We start from the raw sequence: 15952 nt of genomic DNA, 5'->3' as shown, positions 1-15952 counted from the left end.
GTCGTGGAACCGCTCCGTCGCCTGCTGAAGATCCTGCAGACCTTGCCCATCGTGGGTGGGATCGCCCATGCCATACCGCTCTTCCTGATGACGGTACGGGATGTCCTGCGCCGCCCTTTGTCCGAAGTGCCCGACTGGGCGAAATCCGGCGACAACACCGCCGTGGCGGCACTTGAAATCCTCTTCGCCGGATGCTTCGTGCAGTATCTTCTCAGCCTGCCGCTGCCGTCCGCCGATGCCGCCGCCCCGACAGGGGCCTATCTGGCCCATGCCGCCGTGACGATGGCCGGCTTTTCCCTTTGCATCGACCTTGTCTTTCGCATGCTTGGGGCGCGACCGGCGGCGGGCGCCAGTGTCCGGTTCTGGTGCCTGTCCATCGGTCTGGTGCTGCCGGCATCGGGGTTGGCGTTGTACCCGTTTTCCCTGCTTTTCGGGCTGCACGCGGTGGGCCCGTTGCGCGTGAACCTTGCGACGATCGAGGCAACCGATTACGCGACCTTCCTGTACAGCCCCGCCATGGACTGGGTGCTTGGCGCCGCCCTTTATCCCGCATTTGGCCTGTTCGTTGCCGTGCATGTCCTTTGGATTGTCTGGGCGCGGCGGTTCTTTGGGCGTGGCTGGCCGGTCACCCTGGGTGCGTTCGTCGTCGGTGGCGTGGCCGCGCAGCTTTTCAACCTTTTGGTTGTGCAACCGGGATGGGAGGTCGCGCGGCCCATCCTCGCCGGTCTTGCCGACCTGGTCTAGGCACTCAACCCTTCCCCCAGTCCGCCCCCTGCATTTCCCGCAACCGGCTGGCGGTGCGTTCGAACTCGAACGCGCCGGTGCCTTCCAGATACAGCATTTCCGGGGTGGAGGCCGCAGAGGCGATCAGCCGGACATGGCCCTCGTAAAGCGCGTCGATCAGGGTCACGAAGCGGCGGGCCTCGTTATAGTTCTCGGCCGACAGCGTCGGGATGTCCTCAAGGATCAGCACCCGCACGGCCCCGGCCACCGCCAGATAGTCTGCCGGGCCAAGCGGTTTCGCGCACAGATCCCAGAAACTCGCCCGTGCCACCCCGTTGTGATAGCGCGGCAGTTCGACCTCTCGCCCCTGTACCCGCAGCACCAGCGGATGCCCTGCACCGTCGGTCAGGTCCTGCCAGATCGTCTCGATCGCCTCACGCGCCAGACGGTCGGCGGGGGTGAAATAGACATCCGCCCCGCTCAGCCGCCCCTGCCGGTAGTCGGTGGGGGAGCCGAGATGCATCACCTCAAGCCGGTCCTTGATCATCTCGATAAAGGGGACAAAGCGGGCGCGCTGCAGCCCGTCCTTATACAGGTCGTCCGGCACCCGGTTGGAGGTGGTGACGACCGTGACCCCGGCGGCGAACATCAATTCGAACAAGCGCCCCACGATCATCGCGTCGGCGATGTCGGTGATCTGCATCTCGTCGAAACACAGAAGCCGCAGGTCCTTGCAGATCTCGGCGGCCACGGGTTTCAGCGCGTCGTCGGCGCCCTTCTTTCGCGCGGCATGCAGGCCCGTTTGCACCTCTTGCATGAAGGCGTGGAAATGGACGCGGCGTTTGCCCTCGATCCCGACATGGGCAAAGAAGAAATCCATCAGCATGGACTTGCCCCGCCCGACACCGCCCCACAGGTAAAGGCCGCGCACGGGGTCGGGCGGCAGGGGCTTGCGGAACAGGCCGCGCTTTGCCGAGGGGGGCGGATTTTCCAGTTCTTCACGGATACGGTCAAGCGGGTCCAGCGCGGCGATCTGCGCCGGGTCGGGCCGAAGCTCCCCGGCATCGACGCGGGCCTCGTATAGCTGGCGCAGACTCGTTCCCATGGCGTCTTCTATTATGCTGCAGCGCAGAATGGAAGATCGGAGCGACTGCCTAGCGCCCGCGCCACGCCCCTAGAATGTAGTGGCTGGTCATCAGGTCCAGATGCGCGCCGCCGCCGTTCTTGAAAAGCGTGATGTCGTCATCGGAGGTGCGGGCGAAGGCCCCGGCAGGCAGGTCGTAGAAATCGGCGAGGATGGCGTCGCGGGTGATGACGCCGGCCTCTAGCGGGATTTTAAGCTCCCCGATATGGTCCAGCGTTGTCTCGCGGCTGTCGACGTATAGGCGCGCCTTTCGCAGGGCGTCGTCGTCGACCTCACGCATGTCGGGACGGAAGGCGCCGATCAGGTCGAGATGTTGACCGGGGCGCAGCCATGCGCCGCGGATCAAGGGCGTGGTGCTCATCGTGGCGCTGGTGATGATGTCGGCGGCCCGCACTGCGGTTTCCAGGTCGTCTGCGACGGCGACATCGGGAAAGCGTGTCGCCAGCCGTGCGGCCCCCGCGGCGGAGCGGTTCCAAACGGTGAAGCGGGCATCGGGGAAGGCGCTGGAATAGGCCTGGTACAGTGCATGGGCCACCGTCCCCGCCCCCACGATCAGGATCGAGTTGCTGTCGGGGCGGGCAAGATGCGTGGCGGCCAGCAGGCTGTCGCCCGCCGTCTTCCATTTGGTGACAAGGTGAAAGTCGATGATCGCCTCTAGCAGACCGTCCCCGTCGCCATAGAGGCTGACCCCGCCATTGACTGCGGGTTTGTCATGGGTGGGATTGCCGGGGAAGATGGTGGCCGACTTCACGGCGATGCCCAGCCCGTCGATCCACGCCGCGCGGGACAACAGCGTATCTGCACCGCGATACAGGAACGTATCGCGGGTTTCGGCGCGGGGCAGGCTGTGCCCCCGTTCAAGCGCTGTGCACAGCGCCTGCCAGTTCAAAAGGCGCTCCCCCTCGTCGAACGGAATGATGTCAGGCATCGGGCGTCGCCTCCTTCGCTGTCAGAAGGCCAGCGGCAACCAGCCGCGTGGCCCAGCCTTCGGGGCCGTCAAACAGATGCGTCTGCCACCCCCGGGCGGCGGCGGCGTCGATGTTGGCGGCGGTGTCGTCGGTGAACAAGAGCCGCTCGGGCGCGATGCTGCTGTCCTCTTCCACGGTCCGGTAGATATCGGGGCCGGGCTTCATCTGGCGCAACTGGCCCGAGATATAGGTGCGGTCGAAGAGGGCGAAGTCCGGATAGGCAGCGCAGGCGATCTGCCACGGCTCACCCCCCATATTGGACAGCGCGAAGACGGGAACGCCCTTGGCCTTCAGCGCCTTCAGAAGATGGGTGGAGTGAGGAATTGCAGGGCTTGCCATCTCGATCCAGTGGCTGCGCCAGAGGCGGATTTCGTTGGCCCAGTCGGGGTGTTGAGCGGCCAGTCCCTCCACCGCCTGCTCGAAATCCGCACCCGCATCGACGGACAGGTTCATGCCCCGCAGGTCGACCTCGGCGAACAGCCGCTCGCGCCGCGCCGGTCCGATCGTCCTGTCGTAGAAACGGTCGGGGTCCCACTCGATCATCACGCGTCCGATGTCGAAAACCACTGCGTCGATGGGCATCTGTCGCCTCCGTTCCGTTTGCAGGCGGCTTAGGCTATCCTGTCCATGTTGGAAACAGGAGTGTTGCCATGGCGCAGGCGAATGACCAACGGGAAGAGGCGGCGACGGGCGGGCAGGCCCCCGCGCCCCTGGGCAACGTTGCCGCCGTGATGGCGGTCTTGTTCAGCCTCGCGGCGGCGGGGTTGGCCTATGCCCATCTGTTCATAGCGGCGGTGAAGGTCGATGCCGTCGGGCTGTCGCTGTTCGCGGCGATCTTCCTGCCGTGGATCCTGCCCTTCGTGAAAAGCTTCAAGTTCGGCGGGGCCGAGGTTCAGATGCGCGATTTGCAGCGGCAGGTGCAGGAGGCAAAGAAGCTGGCGAAACAGGCCGAAGAAACCGCAGAGGACACGCGCGAGGCCGTATCCGAACCGGCCGTGGCCCCGGAAAGCGCCGTTGACGCCGCCGATGCGAAGCCAGAGGAAATCGACGTCCTGCGCGCGATTTCGCAGTCTGCCTACGCCTTTCGCACCCCAAGTGGAATCGCCAGCGATCTGAAGAAGCCGGACGTGGCCGAGGTGAGTACCCTGCTGAAAAGCCTGGAAGGAAAGGGGGTCGTTCGCCGCGCGACAAGCCGCAGGGGCGATGACCTGTGGACGCTGGTCAAGTCGCCGCCGTCCTGAGGGCACGTTCCAGCGCATCGAGAAAGCGCGACCGGTCAGCCTTGGAGAAGCCCTTGCCAGAGCCCTGCCGGAACGGGTCGGCGGCACGCAGATCGGCCATCAGATCGCGTGTGGCCAGTTTCTGCCCGATATTGGCGGGGGTAAACGCCTCTCCGGTATGGTTCAGCACCTGTGCGCCGGCCGCGACGCATTTCGCGGCCAGGGGGATATCGGCGGTGATGACCACGTCGCCCGGCCCGGCCTGTTCGGCGATCCACTTGTCGGCCTCGTCCGGGCCTTCGGGCACATAGATCATGCGCGCCAGCGGGTGATCGACCGGGCGCAGGCCCCCGTTTGCCACATAGGTGACCTTTGCCCCGTGCCGCTCGGCCACGCGCAGGGCCTCGGCCTTGACGGGGCAGGCATCGGCGTCGACGAAGACGCGGCTCACCCGTAAAGCGCCTCGGCGTGGAAGGCGATGTGATCCTCCATGAAGGTGGAGACGAAGAAATAGCTGTGGTCATAGCCCTTTTGCATACGGATGATGCCCGCATGCCGGGTTTCGGTGATGGCCGCGGCCAGCGCCTCGGGCATCAGGGCGTCGATGAACTGGTCCCCGGTCCCCTGATCGACAAGGATCGGTCCGTCGAACCCGTTGGCGCGCAGCGACAGGCTGGCGTCGTGGCGCGTCCAGTCGACATTGCCTTCGCCCATATAGGCGTGGATCGGTTTCTTGGCCCAGTCCGACGCGCTGGGATGGGTGATCGGGGCGAAGGCCGACACGGATGCGAACCGGCCGGGATAGGCCATCGCGATGGTCAGTGCCCCGTGCCCGCCCATGGAATGGCCGCAGATCGACTGGCGTTCTTCATCGATGGCGAAGTTGTTGACCAGCAACCGGGGCAGTTCTTCGGCCACGTAGTCCCACATCTTGTAGTTCTTCGCCCAAGGCTCCTGCGTGGCGTTGACGTAGAACCCCGCCCCGGTGCCAAGGTTGTACATCTCGTGATCGGCGATCCCCTCTCCCCGGGGGGAGGTGTCGGGGAACACCAGCGCGATGCCCTGTTCGGCGGCCCATTGCTGCGCACCGGCCTTGGTCATCGCGTTTTCATGGGTGCAGGTCAGGCCCGACAGGTAGAACAGCACCGGAACCGGGCCGTCCTTGGCCTCCGCCGGCAGGAACAGGCCGAAGGTCATGTCACAGGCGCAGGCGTCGGAGGCATGTCGATAGACCCCCTGCATCCCGTCGAAGCACTTGTTTTCCGATACCGTTTCCATCGGCCCACCCTCCTGAGATCCGTTAGGCAATGGCGTAGCGCGCGGGCGGCGATGGGGCAAGGCTAGAGCGCGGCGGCCCATGCAATCACCGCAGGCACCGTCAGGATGGAGGCCGTGGTGGACAGCAGGATGGCCGATGACACCCGGTGCGGCGCGACCCCGTAATGCTGGGCAAGCATGTAGACATTGCCCGCCACGGGAAGCGAGGCCGCCGCGATCATCACACCGGCGGCGAATGTGTCCACATCGAACAGCAACAGGGCAGACCCCGCGACCGCCGCGGGATGCAGGATGAGCTTGGCGAAGGACAGCCAGCTTGCGACCGACACACGCTCTGCCGTCTTGGTGGCCAGCGAGGCGCCGATGGCGAACAGCGCCCCGGGGGTGGCCGCCGCGCCAAGAAGGGTCAGGAACGCATTGACCGGCGTGGGCATCGGAACGGCAAGGGCAGACCATGCCAGGCCCAGCAGGATCGACACGATCATCGGGTTCTTCATCAGCCCGAGCGCGAGGGTTTTCAGGATCGCGGGCGACATGCGCCCCTCTCGCGCGCCGGTGATCAGGATCACGATCAGGCTGCTGAAAACGATCAGGTCGGTGGCCAGCACCATCATCACCGGCGCTATCGCGGCCTCGCCCATCAGCATCGCCAGCATCGGCAGACCAAGAAAACCGGTGTTCCCGATGGCCGCGCATTGCGCCTCGACCGCGGCCTCTGCCACGCTGATGCGGCGGAGGAACGCCACGGCTGTGGCGAGCAGGTAGACCGCCAGCGTGCCGCAGAGATAGGCCCCGAGAAACGGCAGGTCGAGCATGTCCCCGATCGGCAGGTTGGCGGCGAAGCGGAAGATCATTGCCGACAGCGCGAAGTAGAAGACGAATTTCGTCAGCCACGCCGTGGCCTCTGCCGTGAAGAAGCCCGTTCGCCCGGCGCCGTAGCCAAGGCCGATCAGGGCGAAGAAGGGAAGCGTTTCGATCAGGACCGGCAGCATGGGCGCTGGGCTAGCATCCGTCGGGGCAGTTGGAAATGGGCAATGGACCGTCGTCGGATGTGACCGCCGGCCTGCAAGCTTCGGAACGCGGGATTTGCCTGTTCTGCGGCATTGCAGGCCAAGTTTGTACTTAAGTCATGGGCCCGCGGCCGAAGGCGGCCGGCCCATGACGGGGGCACCAGGACATCAGCCCATCGTGCGCAGATCGCTGGTCAACGCATCGACATCGCCGCGGCGCTTGTCCAGCAGGGCGCCGATCTCTGTCCGCTCGGTGGCCAGCATGTTCACACCCTCGATGAAGATGTTGAAGAACTTGTCCTTGCCCGACTTGTCCGAGACCAGAAACACCACCTCTACCGGGGACTGGCCCTTCAGATAGGCCGTGCTCTTGACCTCGTAGAAGTTCTTGTAGGGGCGGGCGGAATGGACCTTGATGGCGGTTCCCTTGAACTCGTTGAACCGGCGGCTGTACTTGCGCGCGATATAGCCCTGAAAGGCGTTCGTGAAGGCGTTCAACTGCGCCGAACTGGCGGACCGCGCCGCCGGCCCGAGGACCGAGCGTGCAATGATCGGCACGTCTGCATAGCGCGAGAAGATCCGCTCGAACCCCGACTGGATCTGGCCCAGTGACCGGCCGGAATTGATCAGGCCGTTGATCTCGTCCACGACCGTGTTCACCAGCTTGGCGGCCTGATCCGTCGTCAGCGCCCGGGCGGTGCGGGGCAGCAGCAGCATAGCGCCGGCGCCAAGGCCCGCACCGAGGATCGCACGACGGGAGGGGTTATTCGAATGCGGGGTCATCGTAAGGGTCCTCATATGGATCGAAATAGGTCGGGTCACGCCCCTGACCTAGCTCAAACCGCCTGTTGTCGAGGTAAATCTGGCGTGACTGCGCATAGCTGTCGGCGCTGTCGTAAAGGACCGAGTCGATCAGCCCTTCGCTTTCGTAGCGGAAGTTCAACACCTTGATCACCCCGGCCGAGGCTTTCGCATTGCGCGCCACGCTTGCCGCGTTCACAAATCCCAGCGGGTCCAGCACCATGTCGACCAGCCCGCCGACCGAATCGCGCGTTGTCGATGGGCCAAGTACCGGATGTTCGACATATTCGCCTTCCGGCACCCCCCAGACATAGAGCGTTTCGCCGAAATCGGCCTCGGCCTCGGTCAGACCCATGGCAGAGGCGGGGTCGAACAAGCCCCCGATCCCGACGGTGCTGTTGACCACGAAGCGCCCGGTATTCTTCACCGCGTCGCCGGGGCGGAACTGCAGCAGGCTGTTCAGGATCGCACTCGGCAGGCCGAGGTTCGAAGCGAAATTGTCGATCCCCGTCCGCACGGGGCCCGGGACGACGGTGCCATAGGCGTTGGCCACTGGGCGAATGACCGCCCGGTCGAGTGTCACGTTGTCTTCGTGGATGATCCGGTTGCGCGCCTCGTCCGGGTCGTTGATGCCCGCCGGAGCGTCAGGGCGCGCGCAAGCCGACAGCAGCACAAGCGCGAAAAGCGCCGCCGCTCGGCCCGACTGTCCGTTCCGCGCATGTCGTGGTGTAAGCAAGACCATTATCCAATGAGAAATTCCAAGCGCGAATACGGAAACATGGCTCGCCCATGATAACAAGACCAAAGGCCGCGCAGAGCCGGGAAGAGACGCCTGCATTTTTCGGTTTCGCGAAGTTTTGCGCAAAGGTAGCGTCGCAACCGAGTCCAGCCAAACCGGAGGAAGTCGATGAGCGGTGGATACGAGGCCCGACTGGCCGAAATGGGTGTAAGCCTGCCTGATGCGCCCGCGCCGGCGGCGAATTACGTGCCTTACGTTGTGTCGGGCAATCTGGTCTTCGTGTCGGGCCAGATCTCGATGGCCGATGGGGCCTTCATCACCGGCAAGCTGGGGGCGGATATGGATGTCGACGCCGGTGCCGCCGCGGCGAAAACCTGTGCCATCGGGTTGCTTGCGCAGGTCAAGGCGGCCTGTGGCGGCGATCTTGACCGGTTGAAGCGGGTGGTCAAGCTGACCGGCTTTGTCAATTCCACGGCGGACTTCGGCGATCAGCCCAAGGTGGTCAACGGCGCCTCGGACTTCCTGGTCGAGGCGCTGGGCGACGCGGGGCGCCATTCCCGCTCTGCCGTCAGTGCTGCGTCGCTGCCCTTTGGGGTGGCGGTGGAGATCGAGGGCATATTCGAAATCGCATGACACCGCTGCCGCAGGCGTTCCTGACAGCGCCGATTGCCCACCGGGCCTATCATGGGGCCGGGCGGCCCGAGAATTCGATGGCTGCGGTGCGCGCGGCCATCGACGGGGGCTATGGGATCGAGATCGATATCCAGCCCTCTGCCGACGGCGTGCCGATGGTCTTTCACGACTATGGCCTCGACCGGCTGACGGGAGAGGCCGGGCCGGTGTCGGGGCGGCGCGCCAGGGCCTTGCAGCAGATCACCCTGCTGGGCGGGGAGGAGACGATCCCGACGCTCGACGCGGTGCTGGAGGAGGTTTCGGGCCGCGTGCCGCTGCTGATCGAAATCAAGGATCAGGACGGTGCGATGGGCATGGATGTGGGCCCGCTGGAACGGGCGGTGGCCGCGGTGCTGTCGGGCTATGACGGGCCGGTTGCAGTGATGTCCTTCAACCCGCATGCCATCGCGGAGATCGCCGAGGCCGCGCCCGACATTCCGCGCGGGCTGACCACCTGCGCCTATGAGCCGGAGCATTGGCCGACGCTGCACGGCCCGGTGCGCGAGGTTCTTCGCGCAATTCCCGATTTCGACCGGCTGGGCGCCAGTTTCATCTCGCATCGCTGGTCCGATCTTGCCCGGCCCCGCGTGGCAGAGTTGCGCAGTGCCGGTTTCGCCATCTTCTGCTGGACGGTTCGGAGCGCCCGGGAAGAGGCGATCGCCCGCAGCGTTGCCCACAACATCACCTTTGAGGGGTATCCCGCCCGCCACCCAGCCCCCGACGCTTGACCCCTCTGCGCACCGACCCATCTGCTTCGCCAAAGGAGGTGGGCCATGGACGCCGAAGCCGTTGAGATCGAGGTGCTGACATCGCTGTCGCAGATCGGCGCGGCCGACTGGGATGCCTGTGCCTGCCCGGAGGCCGCACACGGCGGGCGCCCGGAGGACCCGTTCACCACCTACCGCTTTCTGATGGCGCTGGAGGACAGCGGATCGGTCGGGCCGGGGACGGGCTGGACGCCGAAATACCTTGTTGCCCGGCGGATGGGCGCGGTGATCGGCGTCGCGCCGCTCTACCAGAAGACCCACAGCCAGGGGGAATACGTCTTCGACCACAACTGGGCCCATGCGTACGAACGCGCCGGGGGGCGCTATTACCCCAAGCTCCAGATCGCGGTGCCGTTCACCCCCGCAACCGGCCGGCGGTTCCTGGTACGTCCGGACAAGGCCGAGCTCGGTCAGGCGGCGCTGGTTCAGGGGGCGGTGCAACTGGCCGCGCAGGGCGGGGCGTCATCGGTCCACATTACCTTTTGCACGGAAGAGGAAGCCGACGCCGGCGCGGCGATGGGCCTGATGCACCGGGTTTCCCAACAATTCCATTGGGAAAACCGCGACTATCCCGATTTCGATGCGTTCCTGTCCGACCTGTCCTCGCGCAAGCGAAAGAATATCCGCAAGGAGCGGGCAACGGCGAAGGGTTTCGGCGGTGAGATCGTGCAACTGACCGGCGACGCCATCACGCCCGCCCATTGGGAGGCGTTCTGGCATTTCTATCAGGACACGGGCATGCGCAAATGGGGCACGCCCTATCTGACGCGGGCGTTCTTTGACCGGGCGCAGGATACCTTGCGCGATGACATCCTGTTGGTCTTGGCCATGCGCAAGGGCGAACCCGTGGCGGGTGCGCTGAACGTCATCGGGCGAACGCGGCTTTACGGCCGCTACTGGGGCTGTCTAGAGGACCACCCCTGCCTGCATTTCGAGTGCTGCTATTATCAGGCCATCGACTATGCCATCGCCCACGGGCTGGAGACGGTCGAGGCCGGGGCGCAAGGCACCCACAAGCTCGCCCGCGGTTACCTGCCGGTGCAGACCCATTCCTTGCACTGGATCGCCGACCCCGGTCTGCGCGCGGCCGTTGACCGGTATCTGGTCGCCGAACGCGGCGCGGTGGAGGAAGAAATCGAAGTGCTGACCGACTACGGCCCCTTCCGGAAAGTCCATAACGAGGAGCAGCCATGACCGCCCCCTTGACCGAGGTGCAGCGCGAGACCGATTTGGAGGCCCTGCATGACTGCGGCTGGGCGATGGTCGACGGGCGGGACGCCATTTGCCGGACCTTCGTCTTTGCCGATTTCGTGTCGGCATTCGGCTTCATGACGCGCGTGGCGCTCTGGGCGGAAAAGCTGGACCACCACCCGGAATGGTCGAATGTCTACAAGACCGTTGAGGTGACGCTGACCACCCATGATGCCGGTGGACTGTCGATGAAGGATATCGAACTGGCGAGGCGCATCGACGGTCTGGTCTGACAGGATGCGGCGCGCCTGACAGCGGTCGAGTTTGCATCGCGCCGGGAACCGCCGGCGGGATGCCGGCGGCCCGAAGGTTGGATCAGCCCTTGCGACGGCGGCGCGCAGCCAGACCGAAACCCGCCATCCCGGCCAGCGCCATCGGCAGCGTGGCCGGCAGTGGTACAGCGGCAATCCCATAGCTGGAAATGGCCGCCAGAATGAGATCGGTGTTATCGGTGATGAAACCGTCCAGCCCCCACGCCAGATAGGGGGCCGTCATCGTATCCGCGTCGGCCTCGTCGGCGGGGCGGAAGGTCCAGCCATAGACCTCAAGTCCATATCCGTGGGCGGCTTCGATCAGCTCTTCGCTGATATAGCTGTCGAGGATCGCGATCCCGTCGACATAGGTTGCCAGAAGGCTGAGCGGGCGGAGGTCGTCGACGGCCGGGCCGACGAACCATTGGCCGTAGGCATAGCCCGCGCCACCGAGCTGAAAGAGGTCGATATCGGCGCCGGCCGCTGCGATCAGGCCGGCCATTTCCTCGACATTCTCAAGGTTGAAGGACTGCACCGAACCGGGCATCGCGCCGGAGGTGAAGCCCTTTTCGATCAGGGTTTCCACCGCCAGCTTGTTGGCCTCTTCACTGTAGGCTCCCTTGACCTCGACAAGGATGCCGACATCGCTGCCGGTCGCCAGGTTATAGGCGTTCAGTGCGTCCAGCATCTCGGCCAGCGACGGAACCCGGTAGGGATCGGCGGCCCGGGGCGTGAAGCCCGGATAGGTGTCCGATGCCAGGCCGGTCGGTTCTGCCGTCAGCATCTGGATTTCTGCAAGGTCGAAATCCGCGACCGCATAGCCACCGTTCCGGGGCGCGAACAGATCCTCGACATTGGTCGTGCGGTCAAGCGTTTCATCATGCATGACGACGAGTTGCCCGTCGCGCGTCAGTTGCACGTCGGTTTCGACATATTGCGCGCCCATCGTTGCGGCCAGTTCGTTCCCGCCGATCGTATCCTCGGGAAGATAGGCGGCGGCACCGCGATGGCCGATCACAATCGGTGCGTCGCCGGACAGGGTTTGCCATGACACCGTCGCAGCGATGGCGCAGGGCGCTGTGAGACCGCAGATGGCGAGCGTGGCAGCGGCTGGGATGAAGCGGGGCATTCTGACTCCTCGGGCTTTGGGGCGTTTGCCGACCTGCCCCTCTTCCCCGAGTTTGTTAACGGCGTCGTGACAGCGGGCGCATCTGCGCTCACTCAGTCCCGTCTTCGCCGAAAAACGGTTCCATCTGCGCGACGATCACTGCGTTTTCTTCCAGGGCACGGGCCATCAACACCGCTTCCTCTTCGCCGATTTCGAAGCCTTGTGCCCTCATTTCGTCCGCGGTGCCGTGGCCGGTGACGTCAAGCGGTGCAAGGCCCGCCTGTTTTAAGACGGCCACCGTTTCACGGACTGCCTCTGCCTCATCCCGTCCGGCGGCATAGCAGATCAGCCCCGCGCCCGTCGCGCCCTCGGGCAGGCCATCCTCGGGCTTGCGGCCGACCTCCACCACAAGGGTGAAGACCTGTTGCGCGCGGCGCGGCTTTGGCTCTTCCGGCTTGTCTTTCATCGACTGTTCCTCAGAGCTTTTCGCTGGCAAGGCGAACACCCAACGCGATGAACAGCCCGCCCAGTGCCCGTTCCATCCAGATCGCGGCCCGGCGAGAGCGCCGCACGCGGCCCATCGCAGCATCGCCCAGCACGATCGCAAGGGGTTCGATCACAGCCGCCGCCGCGATGATCAACACGCCATGGAGCGCGAGTTGCGCGGCCACCGGCCCCGCCCCGGGCACCACGAACTGCGGCAGAAAGGCCATCATGAACACCGCCATCTTCGGGTTCATGATATTCACCAGGGCCCCATCGCGGAAGGTCTTCCAGAGCGAGACCTTGGGCAGGTCCGTGACCCGCAGGCCGCTGCCCTGGGCGCGGAACGCCTGTACGCCCAGCCAGACCAGATACGCCGCGCCGACCCATTTCACGATGGAAAAGCCCACCTGCGATGAGGCGATGAGGACCGACAGACCCGCCGCGGCAAGCGCGACATGGACCGTCGCGCCCGTCCAGATCCCGAACATCGCGGCAAATCCCGCGCGCCGCCCGCCTTGCGCCACCTTGCCAAGAATGAAGGCAAGGTCCGGCCCGGGCGACAGGTTCAAGAGAACCGCCGCCGTGCCGAACGCCAGCCAGTGGGCGAGCGAATAGTCGAACATCAGTCCCTGAGAAGGTCGTTGATGCCGGTCTTGGACCGGGTCTGCGCATCCACCCGTTTCACGATGACCGCGCAATAGAGGTTCACGCCGCCCTTGGACGGCATCGATCCCGAGACCACGACGGAATAGGGCGGCACCTCGCCATACATGACCTCTCCGGTCTCGCGGTCGACGATCTTGGTCGATTTGCCGATGAACACGCCCATCCCCAGGACCGAGCCTTCGCGCACGATGCAGCCCTCGACGACCTCGGACCGGGCGCCGATGAAGCAGTTGTCCTCGATGATCGTCGGGCCGGCCTGCATCGGTTCCAGCACGCCGCCGATGCCGACGCCGCCCGACAGATGCACGTTCTTGCCGATTTGCGCGCACGAGCCGACGGTGGCCCAGGTGTCGACCATCGTGCCCTCGTCCACATAGGCGCCGAGATTGACGAAGGACGGCATCAGCACGACATTCGGCGCGATAAAGGCGGATTTGCGGACGATACAGTTGGGCACGGCGCGGAAGCCCGCAGCACCCCATTCATTGTCGCCCCAGCCCTTGAACTTGCTGTCGACCTTGTCCCACCAATGGCCGCCCTGCGGGCCGCCGTCCTGGCTCTCCATGTCCTTCAGGCGGAAGCCCAGCAGCACCGCCTTTTTCGCCCATTGATTGACATGCCAGTCGCCGCTTTCCAGCTTTTCGGCCACCCGCAACTCACCCCGGTCAAGGGCGTTCAGGGTGTCCTCGATGGCCTCGCGCGTCTCGCCGCCGGTCGCGGGCGTGATCGTGTCGCGGGCCTCCCATGCGGCTTCGATGGCGGCTTCGAGCTGGGCGTTGGACATGCGGATCCCCTCGCAAAAGGTTTATGGTTTCGCTTGGCGAGACGCTATAGACGCAGAACACAACCGGCGCAATGCAAGGCAAGCTGCCCCATGAATGACGATTCAGGCCGCCCGTTCCGCGACGCCCAGCACGACATCCGGACGGCGCGCGACATTCCGGACACCCCCCAGACGCGGTCGCCGTCTTACCGGCTGGCCTTTGCCGATCCGGATTTTCTGTGCCGGGACGAGTTGCGGGCGGTGCGGCTTCAGCTTGAACTGCTGAAGCCCGACCTGATGATGCGCGACTACGGGATCGAAAGCACCATCGTGCTGTTTGGTGGCGCACGCATCCCCGCCCCGCGTAATCGGGACAAGGCCGCCACCCGGACGCTTGCGGAGTTGACCCGCTACTATGGCGAGGCACGGGAATTCGCCCGGCTGATGACGCAGAAGGGACAGACCGGCGAGCGGCTGGAGCATGTGATCGTCACCGGCGGCGGCCCCGGCGTGATGGAGGCGGGCAACCGCGGCGCGGCCGATGCGGGCGGCGTGTCCATCGGGCTGAATATCGTCCTGCCCCATGAACAGCAGCCCAATCCCTATGTCACGCCGGACCTGTGTTTCAATTTCCACTACTTCGCGATGCGCAAGATGCACTTCCTGCTGCGCGCCTCGGCCATCGCGATCTTTCCCGGCGGGTTCGGAACGTTGGACGAGATGTTCGAGGCCCTGACCCTGATCCAGACCCGGCGCATGGACCCGGTTCCGTTCCTCCTGTTCGGGCGCCGCTTCTGGGAGAGTGTGATCAACTGGGAGGCGTTGGCAGAGGCGGGGACGATTTCGAAACGGGACCTGTCGCTCTTCACCTATGTCGAGACGGCCGAGGAGGCGGTGCAGGTGATCGAAAACTGGTCGCATGAAACGGAGTCGCGCGGCTGAGGGGGCGGCAGTCCCCTGGCCAAGGCCGACCGCCTGTAAGCCGGCGAAATATGGCCGTCTTCGGGCAAAAAGGCACGAATTTGCCCAAACCTGCCCATTTTTCCGGGTTGCGTCGATAGCGACTGCGTGAACGATTGGAAATAGGGTAGCCTATGCCCTGACAATGTCTAATTGTGCTTCTATAAACCTTTTGGTTTCGCGCCCTGCGATGGAACCATAAACATATTTTCAGAGGGCATGTTTCCCATGGAACGCAGTACCGCAGTCGTCAACGCCCTGTCCTTCGATATTGAGGACTGGTTCCACATGGTGGGAATCGCAGGTGTGGACGACCCGGCGACGTGGGATGCGCTTCCGTCGATCCTCGAACGGCGCACGATGGAGATCCTCGATACCCTGGAAGAGAAAGGTGTGCGGGCAAGCTTCTTCGTGGTTGGCTGGATCGCCGACAAGTACCCGCATGTGATCAAGGATATCGCCGATCGCGGGCACGAGATTTCGACGCATTCCTATTGGCATCGGACCGTGAACACCCTGACGCCAGAGGAGTTTGCCGCCGACCTCGACCGTTCGATCGAGGCGATCGGGACGGCGTCCGGTGTGCGGCCGCGCGGGTTTCGCGCGCCTTCGTTCTCGATCACGCCGGGCAGCGAATGGGCCTTCGACGTGCTTCTGGATGCCGGGCTCGTTTACGATGCCAGCCTGTTTCCGGCGCCGCGGGCGCATGGTGGTTACCCCTGTCCGCTGGACCGGCACATGTTCACGGCCCCGAGCGGCCGAAAGATCCCTGAACTGCCGATGAGCATCACACGGATCCTCGGGCAACGTATCGGGTTCTCCGGGGGCGGCTACTTGCGCCTGCTGCCTGAGCCGCTGATCCGGCAAAGCATAAAGCGCATGAATGCCGAGGGCCGTCCGGCGGTTGTCTATCTCCACCCGGCAGACTTCGCCACCGACCGGCCGCATGTGCCGATGTCGATGGCGCGGAAGTTCAAGACGCGGGTCGGTCTCGCATCCACGATGAGCAAGTTTCGCGCCTTGCTGGACAACTTTGCTTTCGACACCTGCGAGAACGTTCTTCTTCTTGCCCGCGAAGCGAAAGCGCCGCGTTCCTTTCGGGAAGCGGCGCCACAAGTTCTTGTAAAGGTCTGAAACGGGCCGGG

Annotated in this window: 20 protein-coding genes; 8 read left to right on the top strand and 12 right to left on the bottom strand. The window is 64.8% G+C overall.

Features of this window, described 5'->3' with window-relative positions:
• Positions 1-3: 3 nt before the first annotated feature.
• Entirely contained in the window at positions 4-744 is a 741-nt protein-coding gene (locus RGUI_RS10005; RefSeq protein WP_081532927.1) for a hypothetical protein, read from the top strand.
• 4 nt (positions 745-748) lie between these two features.
• On the opposite strand, the gene zapE is transcribed toward RGUI_RS10005, so the two are convergent.
• From zapE to RGUI_RS09990, 3 genes are read right to left on the bottom strand one after another with little or no spacing between them, the layout of a single operon-like run.
• Positions 749-1828 carry a cell division protein ZapE gene (zapE, locus tag RGUI_RS10000; RefSeq protein ID WP_081532926.1) on the bottom strand — a complete coding sequence of 360 codons (1080 nt, stop codon included), beginning with the start codon at positions 1826-1828 and terminating at the stop codon, positions 749-751.
• 49 nt (positions 1829-1877) lie between these two features.
• Positions 1878-2795 (bottom strand): ornithine cyclodeaminase family protein, encoded by a 918-nt coding sequence (locus RGUI_RS09995; RefSeq protein ID WP_081532925.1) that lies wholly within the window; start codon positions 2793-2795, stop codon positions 1878-1880.
• Positions 2788-3417: an HAD-IA family hydrolase gene (locus RGUI_RS09990; RefSeq protein ID WP_081532924.1), complete on the bottom strand. Its 630-nt coding sequence runs from the start codon at positions 3415-3417 to the stop codon at positions 2788-2790. The genes RGUI_RS09995 and RGUI_RS09990 overlap by 8 nt, the downstream gene beginning before the upstream one ends.
• Positions 3418-3485: 68 nt before the next feature.
• On the opposite strand from RGUI_RS09990, the gene RGUI_RS09985 reads away from it, so the two are divergent.
• A complete protein-coding gene (locus RGUI_RS09985) occupies positions 3486-4076 on the top strand; it encodes a hypothetical protein (RefSeq protein ID WP_081532923.1) in 591 nt (196 codons plus the stop codon).
• On the opposite strand, the gene RGUI_RS09980 is transcribed toward RGUI_RS09985, so the two are convergent.
• The 5 genes from RGUI_RS09980 to RGUI_RS09960 form a co-directional block, all read right to left on the bottom strand.
• Entirely contained in the window at positions 4057-4506 is a 450-nt protein-coding gene (locus RGUI_RS09980; RefSeq protein ID WP_081532922.1) for a YaiI/YqxD family protein, read from the bottom strand. The genes RGUI_RS09985 and RGUI_RS09980 overlap by 20 nt on opposite strands.
• The gene (fghA, locus tag RGUI_RS09975) at positions 4503-5333 is read right to left on the bottom strand and encodes an S-formylglutathione hydrolase (protein ID WP_081532921.1); all 831 of its coding nucleotides are present in this window, start codon (positions 5331-5333) and stop codon (positions 4503-4505) included. Before fghA ends, RGUI_RS09980 begins: the two co-directional genes overlap by 4 nt.
• 62 nt (positions 5334-5395) lie before the next feature.
• The gene (locus RGUI_RS09970; RefSeq protein ID WP_081532920.1) at positions 5396-6325 is read right to left on the bottom strand and encodes an AEC family transporter; all 930 of its coding nucleotides are present in this window, start codon (positions 6323-6325) and stop codon (positions 5396-5398) included.
• 186 nt (positions 6326-6511) lie between these two features.
• Positions 6512-7126 carry a phospholipid-binding protein MlaC gene (locus RGUI_RS09965; protein ID WP_081532919.1) on the bottom strand — a complete coding sequence of 205 codons (615 nt, stop codon included), beginning with the start codon at positions 7124-7126 and terminating at the stop codon, positions 6512-6514.
• Positions 7107-7886 carry a VacJ family lipoprotein gene (locus RGUI_RS09960; RefSeq protein WP_081532918.1) on the bottom strand — a complete coding sequence of 260 codons (780 nt, stop codon included), beginning with the start codon at positions 7884-7886 and terminating at the stop codon, positions 7107-7109. Before RGUI_RS09960 ends, RGUI_RS09965 begins: the two co-directional genes overlap by 20 nt.
• Before the next feature lie 165 nt (positions 7887-8051).
• Here RGUI_RS09960 and RGUI_RS09955 point away from each other — a divergent pair, with 165 nt between their 5' ends.
• From RGUI_RS09955 to RGUI_RS09940, 4 genes are read left to right on the top strand one after another with little or no spacing between them, the layout of a single operon-like run.
• Entirely contained in the window at positions 8052-8516 is a 465-nt protein-coding gene (locus RGUI_RS09955; RefSeq protein ID WP_081532917.1) for a RidA family protein, read from the top strand.
• Positions 8513-9283, top strand: a complete 771-nt coding sequence (locus RGUI_RS09950; RefSeq protein WP_081532916.1) for a glycerophosphodiester phosphodiesterase family protein — start codon at positions 8513-8515, stop codon at positions 9281-9283. The genes RGUI_RS09955 and RGUI_RS09950 overlap by 4 nt, the downstream gene beginning before the upstream one ends.
• Before the next feature lie 45 nt (positions 9284-9328).
• On the top strand, positions 9329-10516 hold the full coding sequence (locus RGUI_RS09945) for a GNAT family N-acetyltransferase (protein ID WP_081532915.1): 1188 nt from the start codon (positions 9329-9331) through the stop codon (positions 10514-10516).
• Positions 10513-10806 carry a 4a-hydroxytetrahydrobiopterin dehydratase gene (locus RGUI_RS09940; RefSeq protein WP_081532914.1) on the top strand — a complete coding sequence of 98 codons (294 nt, stop codon included), beginning with the start codon at positions 10513-10515 and terminating at the stop codon, positions 10804-10806. The genes RGUI_RS09945 and RGUI_RS09940 overlap by 4 nt, the downstream gene beginning before the upstream one ends.
• Positions 10807-10888: 82 nt before the next feature.
• Here the strand turns inward: RGUI_RS09940 and RGUI_RS09935 are convergent, their stop codons facing one another.
• From RGUI_RS09935 to dapD, 4 genes are all read right to left on the bottom strand, one after another.
• The gene (locus tag RGUI_RS09935; protein ID WP_081532913.1) at positions 10889-11953 is read right to left on the bottom strand and encodes a glycerophosphodiester phosphodiesterase family protein; all 1065 of its coding nucleotides are present in this window, start codon (positions 11951-11953) and stop codon (positions 10889-10891) included.
• 88 nt (positions 11954-12041) lie between these two features.
• A complete protein-coding gene (locus tag RGUI_RS09930; protein ID WP_081532912.1) occupies positions 12042-12398 on the bottom strand; it encodes a hypothetical protein in 357 nt (118 codons plus the stop codon).
• A gap of 10 nt (positions 12399-12408) precedes the next feature.
• Positions 12409-13041, bottom strand: coding sequence for a LysE family translocator (locus RGUI_RS09925; RefSeq protein WP_081532911.1), 633 nt, complete (start codon positions 13039-13041; stop codon positions 12409-12411).
• Complete coding sequence (gene dapD, locus RGUI_RS09920; RefSeq protein WP_081532910.1) at positions 13041-13868, bottom strand: 2,3,4,5-tetrahydropyridine-2,6-dicarboxylate N-succinyltransferase; 828 nt, start codon at positions 13866-13868, stop codon at positions 13041-13043. Before dapD ends, RGUI_RS09925 begins: the two co-directional genes overlap by 1 nt.
• Before the next feature lie 90 nt (positions 13869-13958).
• Here dapD and RGUI_RS09915 point away from each other — a divergent pair, with 90 nt between their 5' ends.
• Entirely contained in the window at positions 13959-14789 is an 831-nt protein-coding gene (locus RGUI_RS09915) for a TIGR00730 family Rossman fold protein (protein ID WP_081532909.1), read from the top strand.
• Positions 14790-15035: 246 nt separating this feature from the next.
• Positions 15036-15941: a polysaccharide deacetylase family protein gene (locus RGUI_RS09910; RefSeq protein ID WP_172841118.1), complete on the top strand. Its 906-nt coding sequence runs from the start codon at positions 15036-15038 to the stop codon at positions 15939-15941.
• Positions 15942-15952: the final 11 nt, after the last annotated feature.

The organism is Rhodovulum sp. P5, assembly GCF_002079305.1.
Taxonomy (GTDB): Bacteria; Pseudomonadota; Alphaproteobacteria; order Rhodobacterales; family Rhodobacteraceae; genus Rhodovulum.
Note: the sequence above shows the minus strand (reverse complement) of the source record. Positions and strands in the feature narration are given on the sequence as shown.

What these genes read in the sequence shown, in the direction of transcription:
- RGUI_RS09995 (WP_081532925.1), bottom strand. Translation starts at nt 2,795, where the DNA reads ATGCCTGACATCATTCCGTTCGACGAGGGGGAGCGCCTTTTGAACTGG.
- RGUI_RS09910 (WP_172841118.1), top strand. Translation starts at nt 15,036, where the DNA reads ATGGAACGCAGTACCGCAGTCGTCAACGCCCTGTCCTTCGATATTGAG.
- RGUI_RS09940 (WP_081532914.1), top strand. Translation starts at nt 10,513, where the DNA reads ATGACCGCCCCCTTGACCGAGGTGCAGCGCGAGACCGATTTGGAGGCC.
- RGUI_RS09925 (WP_081532911.1), bottom strand. Translation starts at nt 13,041, where the DNA reads ATGTTCGACTATTCGCTCGCCCACTGGCTGGCGTTCGGCACGGCGGCG.
- zapE (WP_081532926.1), bottom strand. Translation starts at nt 1,828, where the DNA reads ATGGGAACGAGTCTGCGCCAGCTATACGAGGCCCGCGTCGATGCCGGG.
- RGUI_RS09965 (WP_081532919.1), bottom strand. Translation starts at nt 7,126, where the DNA reads ATGACCCCGCATTCGAATAACCCCTCCCGTCGTGCGATCCTCGGTGCG.
- RGUI_RS09960 (WP_081532918.1), bottom strand. Translation starts at nt 7,886, where the DNA reads ATGGTCTTGCTTACACCACGACATGCGCGGAACGGACAGTCGGGCCGA.
- RGUI_RS09930 (WP_081532912.1), bottom strand. Translation starts at nt 12,398, where the DNA reads ATGAAAGACAAGCCGGAAGAGCCAAAGCCGCGCCGCGCGCAACAGGTC.
- fghA (WP_081532921.1), bottom strand. Translation starts at nt 5,333, where the DNA reads ATGGAAACGGTATCGGAAAACAAGTGCTTCGACGGGATGCAGGGGGTC.
- RGUI_RS09985 (WP_081532923.1), top strand. Translation starts at nt 3,486, where the DNA reads ATGGCGCAGGCGAATGACCAACGGGAAGAGGCGGCGACGGGCGGGCAG.
- dapD (WP_081532910.1), bottom strand. Translation starts at nt 13,868, where the DNA reads ATGTCCAACGCCCAGCTCGAAGCCGCCATCGAAGCCGCATGGGAGGCC.
- RGUI_RS09935 (WP_081532913.1), bottom strand. Translation starts at nt 11,953, where the DNA reads ATGCCCCGCTTCATCCCAGCCGCTGCCACGCTCGCCATCTGCGGTCTC.
- RGUI_RS09915 (WP_081532909.1), top strand. Translation starts at nt 13,959, where the DNA reads ATGAATGACGATTCAGGCCGCCCGTTCCGCGACGCCCAGCACGACATC.
- RGUI_RS09945 (WP_081532915.1), top strand. Translation starts at nt 9,329, where the DNA reads ATGGACGCCGAAGCCGTTGAGATCGAGGTGCTGACATCGCTGTCGCAG.
- RGUI_RS09970 (WP_081532920.1), bottom strand. Translation starts at nt 6,325, where the DNA reads ATGCTGCCGGTCCTGATCGAAACGCTTCCCTTCTTCGCCCTGATCGGC.
- RGUI_RS09955 (WP_081532917.1), top strand. Translation starts at nt 8,052, where the DNA reads ATGAGCGGTGGATACGAGGCCCGACTGGCCGAAATGGGTGTAAGCCTG.
- RGUI_RS09990 (WP_081532924.1), bottom strand. Translation starts at nt 3,417, where the DNA reads ATGCCCATCGACGCAGTGGTTTTCGACATCGGACGCGTGATGATCGAG.
- RGUI_RS09950 (WP_081532916.1), top strand. Translation starts at nt 8,513, where the DNA reads ATGACACCGCTGCCGCAGGCGTTCCTGACAGCGCCGATTGCCCACCGG.